Genomic DNA, 11948 nt, shown 5'->3' on the forward strand with positions numbered 1-11948 from the left:
GTGGCCCGCCCAGGTGACCGGTGCCGGTTCAGCACCCCCCGTACGCCCGGCGGGATCAGAACTCCTCGTCGCTGAAGTCCTCGTCGGCGAACTCGTCGTCGTTCAGCTCCGGCGTGGAGAAGAAGCCCTGCATCATCTCCTTCAGGTCCAGCACCTTGGCGTCGGCCGGAGCGGTGGGCTTGGTGCCGTCGCTCATCCGCAGGACCAGGCCCAGCTTCTTGACCTTGGCGGTCTCGGCCAGCTTGGCGAGGTCCACGTTCACCTCGGACAGCTCGCCGTTCTTCAGCGTGAAGTCCGCCGTCACCTTGGCGTTGGGGGCGTCCTTCAGGTCCTTCTCCGTCGGCAGGTCCATGCCCGGCGGCAGGTCCTTCGCCAGCGGGCGGATGCCGCCGATCATCTTGGTCATCAGCGTGCGGAACGGGGCCGTGGCGGTGATGTGCTCGGTGTCGCCGTCCCCGTCGGCCGTCTTCAGCTTCACCTCGCGGGCGACGATCTCGCGCAGGGACTTCATGAGCTTCTTCTGCGTCTTGGCGTCCAGGGACGGGGCGGGCGAGGGGCTGTCCTCGTCCTCCCCGCCGCCGAGGCCGGCCTTCTCCATCTCCTTGACGCTGAACTTCACCCACTTGCCCTGCAGGGCGTCCTTGAAGGCCCCGGCCTCCGGCGGCAGTTCGTCGGCGGGCGGCACGGGGCTGCCCGTCAGCTTGCCGATGGTGTCGACGTCGGCACGGAGGTAGATGTAGTCACCGATCATCCGGTACTCGGCGAGGTCGCCGTCCGGGCTGCTGATCTTCATGGCCATGCCGACGAGGTCCTTCTCACCGGACTCGGCGAGCGGCTTCTTCGACTCCACGGTGAGCGTGATCTTCGCGTCGCTGACCAGCTTCGCGGCCTCGTCGGGGATCTCGTTGCCGGGCTCCGGCTCGGACTTGGCGTCCAGCGCCTTCACGGTCGCGGCATCGGTGTCCAGGTCCAGCTCGAAGGAGAGCGTCTTCTTCTCGCCGAGCTTGTCGAAGGCCTTGTCGAGCTTCTGGCCGGCGGAGAGCTGCTCCACCGTTCCGCAGGCGGCGGAGCCCGCGAGGACGGCACCGACGACGGCGGTGGCGGTGAGGGTCTTGCGTATGGCGCTGATGATGGTCTCCTTGTAGACGCGACCACGGTGTGGTCGATGAGAAGACTCACAGCCCGCGCACAAGGTTGCATTCGATTTTTTAGCTGCGCTTGGTGAACCGGTCGGACCGCCCGAGGAACCGGAAGCCGTCCCCTTCCGTCTGGTACAGGAAGTACCCCTCGCCCCGCGGTGTGTCGATGCTGCCGGCGGTGAAACGGAGGGACTTGGCGAGTCCCTGGTAGGTGAGGTCCGACAGCCGTTCGGCGACCGCCCCGGCGGTGACGCCGGCCCGGCCGCCCAGCGACTCCAGGGCCCGGGCGACCAGCCCCACCGCGTCGTACGCCTCCGGGGCCCAGCGGCCGGGCGCGGTGCCGTAGGCCGCGCGGTAGGCGGCCCGGAAGGCGCCGGACACGCTGCCGGGATCGGTGAACGGGGCGCCGAACACCCACCCCTGTGCCGCCGTTCCGGCCTCCCGGAGGAAGTCCGGCCGCATGATGTGCCAGGTGCCGAGGCGCGGCCCGGCGAAGCCGGCCTCCGCGAGGGCACGGGCGCAGCGGGCGGCGCGGCCCGCCGATGTCCCGGTGAAGACGACGGCCTGGGCCCGGTCGGCGAGCGCGGCGCGGACGGCGGGGGAGAAGTCCTCGCTCCCGGCCGGCACGGGGTACACGCGGGTCGTGCCCTCGTTCGGCGGACGCCGGGTGAGCGAGTCGGCCAGGTCGGAGCCCACGCGGCCCGCCGCCCGGTCGTCGATCACGGCGGTACGGCCGACCGGACGTACGGAGGTCAGGTACGCGGTCAGCGCAAGCGCCAGGAACTGCTCCGGGGCGCGGGTGGAGCGCAGGGTCCGCAGGGTGTCGTCCTCGTCCAGCCGGGGATCGTCCAGGGACACCAGGACCATGGCGGTGCGCGCGGTCTGATAGCGCGGCGCGGCGGCCCGTGCCGCGGTCGTCGTGTCCGGTCCGAGGACCGCGCGCACGGCGGCCTTGGTGAAGCGCTCGGCGGCCTGCCGGGCCCGGGTGGCGTCGCCCCGGTCGTCGAAGGTGTCGAGGGCCAGCCGGAAGGCGATGCCCGCGCGCGCGTTGTGGTGCGCCACGGCGAGCCGCGCGCCGCGCTCCTGGGCCACGCCGTCCGTCTCGTCCGCACCGCTGAGATCGGCCTGGAAGCCCAGGGTGTGCACGGGCAGTCCGGTAGCGGACCTCTGGCCGAGCGTCAGATACGCGGCGGTCCCGCCGCCGAGCGCCAGCACCGAGGCCGCCGCGCCCCCCACCGCCAGCACCCGCCGCCGGCCCGGCGCCCCCTGTCCGGCCGGGGCCGTCGGCGCCGGACCGGCGACCGCCACTTCGGGTGCCGCCCGGCGAGGGGCGGGTATGTCCAGTGCGCGGGCGGAGCGTTCGGCGACCAGGCGCAGCACGGCGGGCGGCAGCCAGCCCCCGGCCCCGCCGCCGGCGGGGCCGGCGTCCCTTGCCAGCCGCGTCCGGGGGTCCTGCAGCGCCGCCCGGACCCGCGCGGCGGCCGGGCGGCGCGCGGGGTCCTTGGCCAGGCAGCTCTCGATCAGCGGGCGCAGTCCGGCGGGCACGTCCCTGAGGTCCGGGTCCTCGTGCACCGTGCGGAACAGCACCGCCGCCGCGTGTCCGGTGCCGAACGGACGCCGGGCCGAGGCCGCGTACGCCAGCACGCACCCGAGGGAGAAGACGTCGCTCGGCGGGCCGACCTCCTCGGCGCGGGCGCGGGCCTGTTCCGGTGACAGGAAGCCCGGGGTGCCCACGACGGCGTCGGGCGCGGTCAGCGCGGTGGCCCCGGCGGCGAGGGCGATGCCGAAGTCGATGAGGCGGGGGCCGTCGAGGCCCAGCAGCACGTTGCCCGGCTTCACATCGCGGTGCACCAGACCCGCCGCGTGCACGGCGGTCAGCGCCTCGGCCAGCCGGGAGCCCAACACCCGCACCGCGGTCACGGGCAGCGCTCCATGCCCGTCGACCGCTTCCGCCAGGGCCGGGCCCGGCACGAACTCGGTGGCCAGCCAGGGCGAACGGGCCTCCGGGTCGGCGGCCACGACCGGCACCAGCCACCGCCCCGACAACCCTCGTACGGCGGTCACCTCGCGCCGGAACCGGGCCCGGAAGGCGGGGTCCGCCGCGTGCTCGGCGCGGATCACCTTCAGCGCGACCAGCGTCCCGCCCCCGCTGCGGGCGAGATAGACGACGCCCATGCCGCCGGCGCCGAGCCGGGCCAGCAGCCGGTGCCCGCCGATGTCCTCCGGGTCGTCCGCGGCGAGCGGGCGCATCACAAGGTCGCCTCGCCCGCGTAGGCGTACCGGCCGCCCCTCACCTCGTAGCGGAACAGGTCGTACCCCTTGAGCTGCCGGCTGTCGTCGAACGCGTAGGTGCGCACCAGCCCCTGGTACGTGCCCTTCGCCAGCAGGTCGTACAGCCTGGTCCGGGAGGGCCGGCCGCCCGCCTCGGTGAGCCGGGTGATGACCATGCGGGCCACGTCGTATGCCTCCGCCGCCCAGTACGGGGGAGCGGTGCCGTAGCGCCCGCGGTAGGCGTCGGCGAAGCCGCGCACCCGTGCGGCCGACGGGTCGATGTACGGCGCGAAGACCTGCCAGCCCTCGGCGGCCGGGCCCGCGGCGGTCAGGAACTCCTGGCCGGCGGCCGGGTAGCCGAGGGCGCGCACGCCGGTGAAGCGCCGCTCGGCGAGCGCGCGGGCGACGGCCGCCGCACGCGCCGGGGTGCCCGTGTAGACGAACCCGTCCGGCTCGTGCGCGAGCATCTCCGCCACCACCGGGGCGAGGTCCCCGGCGAGCCGGGGCACGACCCGTGGTTCGGCCGGGATCCTGAGGGTGCCGAGGGCCTGGAACGCGGTGTGGCCGATCTCCCAGGAGGGGATGCCGCCGTCGCGGTCGATCAGGAGGCCCGCCCGCCGGGCGCCCGCCTTGGCCAGCTGAAGGGCGATCAGCGCGGGCGACACCATGTACCCGGGCACGGCCTGGAGGAAGTGGCGCGGCTCCGACACGCCGTACACCGCCTGCGCGGAGGACGCCGTCAGCTGGGGAACGAGCCGGGCGTCGTAGGCGTCCAGGCTCGCGCCGGTGGTCCGGTCACCGGTCGAGCCCATGACGGCGAGCAGGTCGGGGTCGGCGGCCAGGGACCGGGCGGCCCGTACCGCGCGGGTCTCGTCGCCGCCGTCGTCGGCGACCGTGAGGGCGAGTGTGAACGGTTTGTCCTTCCGCGCGTTGAACTGCTCGACGGCCAGCCGTACACCGCGTTCCTGCGCCTGTCCGACGGCTTTCTGCGGCCCCGTCAGATCGGCCTGGACGCCCAGCAGCATGCGGCGCGCGGCGGAGGCGGGCGCGTCGTCGCGGCGGCTCGCCCAGAAGGCGGCTCCGCCGCCCGCCGCGAGGAGGGCCGCGCCGCCGAGGAGCAGGAAGCGGCGGCGGCCGCCGGGGCGCGACGACGGGGCCGCGTCCCCGGGAACCTCCGTCGGCGGCCTGTCCGCCCCCGCGTCGAGGGCCGTCGCCTCGATGTCCGACAGGGCGAGCAGCGCGGCGGACCGGTCCGCGACGAGCCGTACGACGTCGTCGGGCAGCCAGTCGGCGGCTCCGGAGGGAGTGTCCCCGCCGAGCGCCTCGTCCACCTCGCGGGCGGTGGGCCGGGCGGCCGGGTCCTTGGCGAGACAGCGCTCCAGCGGCTCGCGCAGACCGTCGGGGAGCCCTTCCAGGTCGGGCTCGTCGTGGACGGTGCGGTACAGCAGGGCGTCCACGGCACCGGTGCCGAAGGGCGGGCGCCCGGTGGCGGCGTAGGAGAGGAGGCAGCCGAGGGCGAAGACATCACTAGCGGGGGTGGCGGGGCGGGCCCGTGCCTGTTCCGGCGCCAGGAAACCGGGGGTTCCGACGACCATGCCGTCCGAGGTGAGGGCCGTCTCCTCGGCGGCGCGGGCGATGCCGAAGTCGATCAGGCGGGGGCCGTCCAGGGCGAGCAGGACATTGCCGGGCTTGACGTCGCGGTGCACCAGTCCCGCGTCGTGCACGGCGCTCAGCGCCCGGGCCAGCATCCGGCCGAGCACGCGCACCGCGGCCGGCGGCAGCGGCCCGCGCGCCGCGACCGCCTCGGCGAGCGAGGGGCCCGGTACGAAGGCGGTGGCCAGCCAGGGCGCGGGCGCGTCCGGGTCGGCGCCGGTCACCGGCACGGCCCAGGGGCTGTCCACCCGGCGGGCCGCGGCGACCTCGCGGCGGAACCGGGCGCGGAACTCGGGCTGGTCGGCGTGGTCCGGCAGGATCACCTTGACGGCGGCCAGCTCCCCGGACGGCGCCCGGCCGAGGTAGACGACACCCATGCCGCCGGCGCCGAGCCGCGCGAGCAGCCGGTGACCACCGATGCGGGAGGGGTCGGAGGGCCTGAGCTTCTCGGTCATCGGTGACCGCCTTCGGAGGCGGCGGGCCCGGTCGTCTTCGGGACGTCGGTTCCTGTCGCCGGAGGCGGGACCGACCCGGTCGGCGTCCGTCGTTCGATCGCGCCGCGGAGGCTGCCGCGCATCGTGGCGTGCGGCTCGCGCAGCAGCTCCAGCAGGCCGCGCCGGGTCCAGCCCTTGGCGCCCCGGGCGGAGACCGCGAGGGTGAACTGGCCGATCCGCGTCTGCTCCCAGACGTACGGGTGCGGGCCGCCCACATCGTCGCCGGTGTAGGTGCCGGACTCGGCCAGGACGTCGTCGGCGAAACCGTTGCCCGAGTCGCCGAGGGCGTTCGGCACGTCGGTCAGGTCCCGGAGCACCTCCCCCGGGCGCAGCAGCTGGGAGGGACAGCGCATCATCTCCTCCAGCACCTCGGCGTTCTCCCAGTCGGCCTGCTCGGCCGAGCGGTGCACCGTGACGACGGCACTCAGACGCAGCGGCCCCCTGCCGCCGCGCGCCGGGATCTCGTAGTGGCGGGTGAGACTGGCGAGGACGTCGTCCGGGAGCGCGCGCTGCTCCCAGACGCAGGAATCCCCGAGCACCGCCCACCGCCGCGGGTCGCTCTCGTACGGCTCACGGCGCACGGTGCCGGACCCGAACGCGGAGGGCCCCGGCATGATGCCGCGCACCAGGGCGGCGGCCTGGTCCCGGGTCCGGGGCAGTCTGGCCGGGTCGGCGTCGACCACGGCGGTCGGCGACGGGCTGGTGCCGGCGGTCCCGTCGCTCTTCGCCGAGGCCGCCGGCCGGCCGGGACCGTCCCCGCCGGAGGTACAGCCGGCCAGCACCAGGCCGCACATCGCGACGGCGCAGCCGAGGCGCGCCGCCGACCCTCCCAGCTCCACGAAGTCCCCCCGCGGGTCGCCCGGCCGTCATGCGTCGGACCTCATGCTAGGCGGCAACGGGCAAGGAACGGGCGGCAGTTGGCGATCACGTGGCCCAGCTGTGCCACGGCTGTCACACAGTCCGGACCGTGTGACGGCCCGTGCTCAGTGGCGGTGCCCGGAGTGCTCGCCGGACTCCGGGGCGGGTGACGCCGGGGTGTCCGGCCGCTCGGCGGGCCGGCCCGCCCGGACGGTGAACGCGGCGGTGTGGACCCGGCCGGCGTGCTTGAAGTCCAGGAACAGCCGGTAGGTGCCGGTGCTGGGCGCCGTCGTGGTGAACGAGATGTCCGGTCCCGGCCGCGTCCTGCCGTCCCCGGGCTCGCCGTTCGGGTGTACGTGCAGATAGCCGAGGTCTCCGGAGCGCAGCGCCACCAGGTGGCCGTAGGCGCCGAGGTAGGGCTGGAGGTCACGTACCGGCTTGCCGTCGCGGGTCACGCCGAGCGTCAGTGCGCTGTCCCGGCCGGGGGAGAGCCGGCCGCGGAGGCTGACCTGGTACCCGTCGACCTCGGCCGTGGCGGCGGGGGCGGGGAGGGGCGCGGGCGCGTAGGCACCCGAGGCGGTGAGGTCGGCGCCGAGGGTCAGTCCCTCGCCGCCGTCCGGGGTGAAGTCGGCGAAGACCCGGTAGACCCCGGCCCTGGGCAGCGTCAGGGGCGCGGACCAGGTGCCGTCGGTGGCGCGCGTCGGGTGCAGGTGCTGATAGTGGGTCAGGTCCCGGGAGGCGATGATCAGGTGCAGTTCCTTGGTGTGCTCCTCCCGGTAGGCGGTGAGCGGGCGCCCGGTGGCGTCCCGTACGACCGCGAACCGCAGGTCGGTCTTCCGGCCCGCCGTGACGGCCGGGGTCCTCAGGTCGAGGGTGTAGCCCCGCTCCGAGGTCTGCAGTCCGCCGGGCGCCGCCGCCGGGCCGGGACCCGCGGCGGGCTTCCCGCCCGGCGTGGCGCCCGCGTGCCCGTCGTGTGCCGCGCTCTCGGTCCGGAGGGAGATCTCGCCGACCCCGCCGCCGACGCCGTAGGCGATGCCGAACGCGGCGGCGAGCGCGGCGGCGTAGGCGGTGATCCGCAGCCCGGTGTTCATGGTGACTCCTCGTCTGTTCGCTGCCCACAGGCGGCCCGATGACCTTCAACATACCCCAGGGGGGTACAGAGTCAAGCCGGGAGCGCCTTGCCTCGCAATACGGGTAGGGGGTATGTGTGGAGTCGTGTCACCGCCAGTGCGCGACGAGAGGACCCCAGGATGACCACCGGGCCGAACACCTCCGGACGGCGGGACCCGGAGGGCGGCGGACCGGCCGCGTGGGCCGCGCTCCGCAGGGGAGCCGGGCACCCCCTGGCCCGTATGGCGGCGATCGCCCTCCTCCAGGCCCTGGCCGCCCACCTCGGTCACACGGACCCCGGCCGGCCCTGTGACTGCCGGGGATCCGGCGGGCGCGCCGCGATGTGACAGGCGGTCACGTCGCCACTACCCTGCGCATGTGATCGGAACGTGGGGCGGCGACGGGAGCGCGGGGCGCTCGCGCCGCGCCGCCCTGCTGATCGGGCTGGTCCTGGTGATCGCCGCCCATCTCACCGGTTCGGTGCACGCCTGCTCCTTCGCCGGATCCGGCCCGAGTGCCGTGGCGGCGGCGGAGGTCGCGCACCCGGCGGACACCGCCGACGGCACGGACCCGACCGGCCCTCCCCGGCACCGGCACACGGCGGACGGCCATCTGGACCACACGGCGGACCGGCCGCGCGCCGCCCTGGACGACACCGGGCTCGACGGCGGCCAGCACCCGCCGGCACTGCCCGCCGTGCCGCGCGGACGGGCGACGCACCCCGGCCGGCGCAGGCCCCCCGGTGTCCCGCGCGGCCGTGCCGACGGCCCCTCGCTCGCGGCCGTCTGCGTACTGAGGCAATAGGGCGGCCCCGCACCCCCGGACCCGTCAGGCGGCCCGGGGAGTGCCCGCGCGCCATGCCCCCCACTCACCCAGCGCCCGCCGTACCGAGGCCGGGCGCGAAGGAGCCGTACCCCCATGCCCCTCTCCCCGCTCGCGCCGCTCCGCACGCGCACACCCCGCCCGCCGGCCGCCCGGCACCCCGCCCAACTCGTCGGCGACACCCCGGTCCTGTGGATCGACGAACCCTTCGCCCCGCCCGGCCGGGGCTTCTACGCCAAGCTGGAAGGCGCCAACCCCGGCGGCCTCAAGGACCGGCCCGCCCTGTACATGGTCCGCGAGGCCCGGCGCCGTGGCGACCTCGCGCCGGGCGCACCGGTCGTCGAATCCTCCAGCGGCACCCTCGGCCTCGGCCTCGCCCTGGCCGGGCTGACTTACGGCCACCCCGTCACCGTCGTCACCGACCCCGGCCTCGAACCCCCCGTGGCCCGCCTGCTCACCGCGCTCGGCGCGCGGGTCGTCCGGGTCACCGCGCCGCACCCCGAGGGCGGCTGGCAGGAGGCCCGCCGCGCGCGGGTCGCCGAACTGCTGGCCCGCACCCCGGGCGCGTACTGCCCGGACCAGTACCGCAACCCCGACAACGCCGCCGCCTACCGGCCCCTCGCGGCCGAACTGATCGCCCAACTCGGGCGCGTCGACGTGCTGGTGGCGGCGGTCGGCACGGGCGGACACTCCGCCGGGATCTCCGCCGCGCTGCGCGAGAGCTGCCCCGGGCTGACGCTCGTCGGCGTGGACGCGGTCGGCTCGGCGATCTTCGGCCAGCCGGTCGGCCCCCGGCTGATGCGCGGGCTCGGCTCCAGCATCCACCCGGACAACGTCGACTACGCGGCCTTCTCGGAGGTCCACTGGGTGGGCCCGGCCGAAGCCGTCCGGGCCTGCCGGAGCCTCGCCCGCCGGTACGGCGTCTCCGGCGGCTGGAGCGTCGGGGCGGTGGCGCTGGTGGCGGGCTGGGCGGCCCGTAACCACCCCGCCGGGACCCGGATCGCCGCCGTCTTCCCCGACGGACCGCACCGCTACCTCCACACCGTCTACGACGACGACTGGTGCCGGGACCACGGGCTCCTCGGGGCGGCCCCGCCGACGGAACCCGACGAGATCGCCGAGCCCGACGCGCGCGTGGTGACGCGCTGGACCCGGTGCGCCCGGGTCCGCGACCCGCTCGCCCGCGACCTGGCGAAGACCCGCGCCCTCGCGAACCCCCGCGCCTCGGCGAAGGCCGACGCCCTGGCGAAGGCGGGTGCCCGGTGAGGGGGCCGTGGACCCGGATGGCCGGCTTCGGCCGGCCGGCCCGGCTGCTGATGGTGAACCAGTTCGGCATCAACCTCGGCTTCTACATGCTGATGCCCTACCTGGCCGACCATCTGGCCCACGGCCTCGGCCTGGCCGCCTGGGCCGTCGGGCTGGTGCTGGGCGTGCGCAACGTCTCCCAGCAGGGCATGTTCCTCCTCGGCGGCACCCTCGCCGACCGCTACGGCTGCAAGCCGCCGATCCTCGCCGGATGCGCCCTGCGCGCGGTCGCGTTCGCGCTGCTGGCGGTGGCGGAGTCGCTGCCCGTCCTGGTGATGGCCTCGGCGCTGACCGGCCTGGCGGGCGCGCTGTTCAACCCGGCGGTGCGGGCCTACCTCGCGGCCGACGCCGGCGAGGAACGGAGAGTGGCGGCGTTCGCCGCCTTCAACGTCTTCTACCAGGCGGGCATCCTGATCGGCCCGCTCGCCGGACTGGCCCTGCTGGCCTGGGACTTCGGCGCCGTGTGCACGGTCGCGGCGGTCGTCTTCGGCGTCTTGGCCGTACTCCAGGCTCGGGCCCTGCCCGCCCGGCCCCCGGCCGGCCGGAGCGCCGGACCCGCCTGGCGGGCGGTCGCCGCCGACTGGCGCACCGTGGCCGCCAACCGGCCCTTCCTGCTGTTCGCCGCCGCCATGAGCGGTTCCTACCTGCTGGCCTTCCAGGTGTATCTCGCCCTGCCGCTGCACGCCCGGGACCTGTTCGGCGCCCGGACCGGCGTGGTGACGGGCGCGGTGTTCGCCGTCTCCGCGCTGGCCGCGCTGGCGGCGCAGGCGAAACTGACCGCGTGGGCGCAGCGTACGCTGTCCGGCCCGCGAGCCGTCGTCCACGGCCTGACGGTCATGGGCGCCGCCTTCCTGCCCCTGCTGCCCCGCACGCACGCCCCCGTGGCCGGGGTGGCCGCCCTGACGGGGTGCGCGGTGCTGCTGGCCTGGGGCGGCGCCCTGCTCTACCCGTTCGAGATGGACACCGTGGTCCGGCTCTCCGGTGACCGGCTCGTCGCCACCTACTACGGCGCCTACAACACCGCCTCCGGCATCGCGGTCTCGCTCGGCAACCTGGCCGTCGGGGCGCTGTTCGACACCGGGCTGCGCTGGCTGCCGTGGGCGGTGCTGGCCGCGACCGGCCTCGGCTGCGCCGCCCTGGTCGCGCGGCTGCACCGGGCCGGACACCTGGCCGCGCCGCCCGTTCCGGCGGCCGGACGACTTGCCGCTGGATAGGGGTAGGGGGTATACCTGTGCTTCGTCAGCGCTTGCGATACCCCAACCCTCTAGGGGTATTTGACGCGCTCCGTGACATCACCACCCTCAGGAGGAAGTCCATGTCGTCCTGCTGCAGCCCCGACGGCAGCTGCCACTCCGGCTCGGCCACCACCCGGATCACCACCGACGCCACCACCACCGTCTACACCGTGACGGGGATGACCTGCGGCCACTGCGAGGCAGCGGTCACCAAGGCCGTCAGCGGGGTCGACGGCGTGCTGTCGGTCGAGGTGGACGTGAAGACGGGCCGGGTCACCGTGGTCGCCAAGGACGACCCCGACGACGCCCTGATCGCCCGGGCCGTCGACGACGCCGGCTACGCGCTGTCCGGCCGCGCCGCCTGAGGCCGGTCCTCGGGACGCTCCCCGCCGCGGTGCGGGGAGCGATCCGGCCGGGCCCGCCCCACCCCCGTCGGCGGGCCCGGCCGGATCACGTTCGCCCCGCTCAGGAAGACACCGCGTGCACGCGCGCGTGGGCGGACAGCCGGGCCTGGGTGCCGGTGTCCAGGGGCAGTTCGATCCGGCGGTCGATACGGTCCTCCTCCCAGTGCCGGGTGTCGATCAGCCACCAGCGCTCGACATCGACCCGGTACAGGCGGTGCGGCGCGGCCCCCCGCAGCCGTTCCGGCGGCAGCTGCCACCGGGCACGCTGCCCCGCGTCGGGGAACACCGTCTCGTAGAAGGGCGCGTGGTACGCCTCCAGCTGCTCCGGGCCGATCTCCGCGCAGCGGCCGGTGAACTGGGCGCCGTCGACGGACGCGACGGCCACCCCGGCGGCCCCCTCGGGCACGAACAGCGAACCGCTCACCCGGGGGTCCGCGCGGATGTCCCCGCTGTGCCGGGCGCCGGTGGACGAACCGAAGACGAAGCGCAACGGACCGGCGAACCAGGCGTATTCCAGGGTGGCCACCCACGGGGCTCCGTCCCGCGCGGTGGCCAGGTTCAGATAGCGGGCCCGGTTCAGCAGGTGTGCCGTCCGCTCGAGCAGGCTCTCGTCGATCGCCATGCGGGACCTCCCGGTGTCGTTCTCTCGGTGTCGTG

The 11948-nt window shown here is 75.4% G+C and carries 11 protein-coding genes; 5 read left to right on the forward strand and 6 right to left on the reverse strand.

The annotated features are described in order from the left end of the window. Nucleotides 1–55 precede the first annotated feature (55 nt). The 5 genes from HB370_RS36865 to HB370_RS36885 all read right to left on the reverse strand — a co-directional run bounded on the left by HB370_RS36865 (nt 56) and on the right by HB370_RS36885 (nt 7506). Nucleotides 56–1051, reverse strand: a complete 996-nt coding sequence (locus tag HB370_RS36865; RefSeq protein WP_030787096.1) for a hypothetical protein — start codon at nt 1049–1051, stop codon at nt 56–58. Between the two features lie 157 nt (nt 1052–1208). Next, nucleotides 1209–3389, reverse strand: a complete 2181-nt coding sequence (locus HB370_RS36870; protein ID WP_030787094.1) for a bifunctional serine/threonine-protein kinase/ABC transporter substrate-binding protein — start codon at nt 3387–3389, stop codon at nt 1209–1211. Further along, entirely contained in the window at nt 3389–5518 is a 2130-nt protein-coding gene (locus tag HB370_RS36875) for a bifunctional serine/threonine-protein kinase/ABC transporter substrate-binding protein (protein WP_030787091.1), read from the reverse strand. The genes HB370_RS36870 and HB370_RS36875 overlap by 1 nt, the downstream gene beginning before the upstream one ends. Continuing rightward, nucleotides 5515–6396 (reverse strand): hypothetical protein, encoded by an 882-nt coding sequence (locus HB370_RS36880; protein WP_244405766.1) that lies wholly within the window; start codon nt 6394–6396, stop codon nt 5515–5517. The genes HB370_RS36875 and HB370_RS36880 overlap by 4 nt, the downstream gene beginning before the upstream one ends. Nucleotides 6397–6540: 144 nt before the next feature. Further along, on the reverse strand, nt 6541–7506 hold the full coding sequence (locus HB370_RS36885; protein WP_030787085.1) for a hypothetical protein: 966 nt from the start codon (nt 7504–7506) through the stop codon (nt 6541–6543). Nucleotides 7507–7665: 159 nt separating this feature from the next. Here HB370_RS36885 and HB370_RS36890 point away from each other — a divergent pair, with 159 nt between their 5' ends. From HB370_RS36890 to HB370_RS36910, 5 genes are all read left to right on the forward strand, one after another. Next, entirely contained in the window at nt 7666–7872 is a 207-nt protein-coding gene (locus HB370_RS36890) for a hypothetical protein (protein ID WP_030787082.1), read from the forward strand. A 31-nt stretch (nt 7873–7903) separates the two neighbouring features. Continuing rightward, nucleotides 7904–8329: a hypothetical protein gene (locus HB370_RS36895; RefSeq protein WP_030787079.1), complete on the forward strand. Its 426-nt coding sequence runs from the start codon at nt 7904–7906 to the stop codon at nt 8327–8329. Nucleotides 8330–8443: 114 nt separating this feature from the next. After that, a complete protein-coding gene (locus HB370_RS36900; RefSeq protein ID WP_078637638.1) occupies nt 8444–9613 on the forward strand; it encodes a pyridoxal-phosphate dependent enzyme in 1170 nt (389 codons plus the stop codon). A 17-nt stretch (nt 9614–9630) separates the two neighbouring features. Further along, a complete protein-coding gene (locus tag HB370_RS36905; protein ID WP_030787074.1) occupies nt 9631–10866 on the forward strand; it encodes an MFS transporter in 1236 nt (411 codons plus the stop codon). Nucleotides 10867–10967: 101 nt separating this feature from the next. Then, complete coding sequence (locus tag HB370_RS36910) at nt 10968–11252, forward strand: heavy-metal-associated domain-containing protein (protein WP_030787071.1); 285 nt, start codon at nt 10968–10970, stop codon at nt 11250–11252. Nucleotides 11253–11352: 100 nt separating this feature from the next. On the opposite strand, the gene HB370_RS36915 is transcribed toward HB370_RS36910, so the two are convergent. After that, nucleotides 11353–11913 (reverse strand): pyridoxamine 5'-phosphate oxidase family protein, encoded by a 561-nt coding sequence (locus HB370_RS36915; protein ID WP_051815963.1) that lies wholly within the window; start codon nt 11911–11913, stop codon nt 11353–11355. Nucleotides 11914–11948: the final 35 nt, after the last annotated feature.

Source organism: Streptomyces sp. DSM 40868 (assembly GCF_011820545.1).
Taxonomy (GTDB): domain Bacteria; phylum Actinomycetota; class Actinomycetes; order Streptomycetales; family Streptomycetaceae; genus Streptomyces; species Streptomyces eurythermus.

Bases quoted from the DNA above. Each gene is read 5' to 3' on its own strand.
- HB370_RS36905 (WP_030787074.1), top strand. From the start codon at position 9,631: ATGGCCGGCTTCGGCCGGCCGGCCCGGCTGCTGATGGTGAACCAGTTC.
- HB370_RS36870 (WP_030787094.1), bottom strand. From the start codon at position 3,389: ATGCGCCCGCTCGCCGCGGACGACCCGGAGGACATCGGCGGGCACCGG.
- HB370_RS36890 (WP_030787082.1), top strand. From the start codon at position 7,666: ATGACCACCGGGCCGAACACCTCCGGACGGCGGGACCCGGAGGGCGGC.
- HB370_RS36910 (WP_030787071.1), top strand. From the start codon at position 10,968: ATGTCGTCCTGCTGCAGCCCCGACGGCAGCTGCCACTCCGGCTCGGCC.
- HB370_RS36875 (WP_030787091.1), bottom strand. From the start codon at position 5,518: ATGACCGAGAAGCTCAGGCCCTCCGACCCCTCCCGCATCGGTGGTCAC.
- HB370_RS36885 (WP_030787085.1), bottom strand. From the start codon at position 7,506: ATGAACACCGGGCTGCGGATCACCGCCTACGCCGCCGCGCTCGCCGCC.
- HB370_RS36900 (WP_078637638.1), top strand. From the start codon at position 8,444: ATGCCCCTCTCCCCGCTCGCGCCGCTCCGCACGCGCACACCCCGCCCG.
- HB370_RS36915 (WP_051815963.1), bottom strand. From the start codon at position 11,913: ATGGCGATCGACGAGAGCCTGCTCGAGCGGACGGCACACCTGCTGAAC.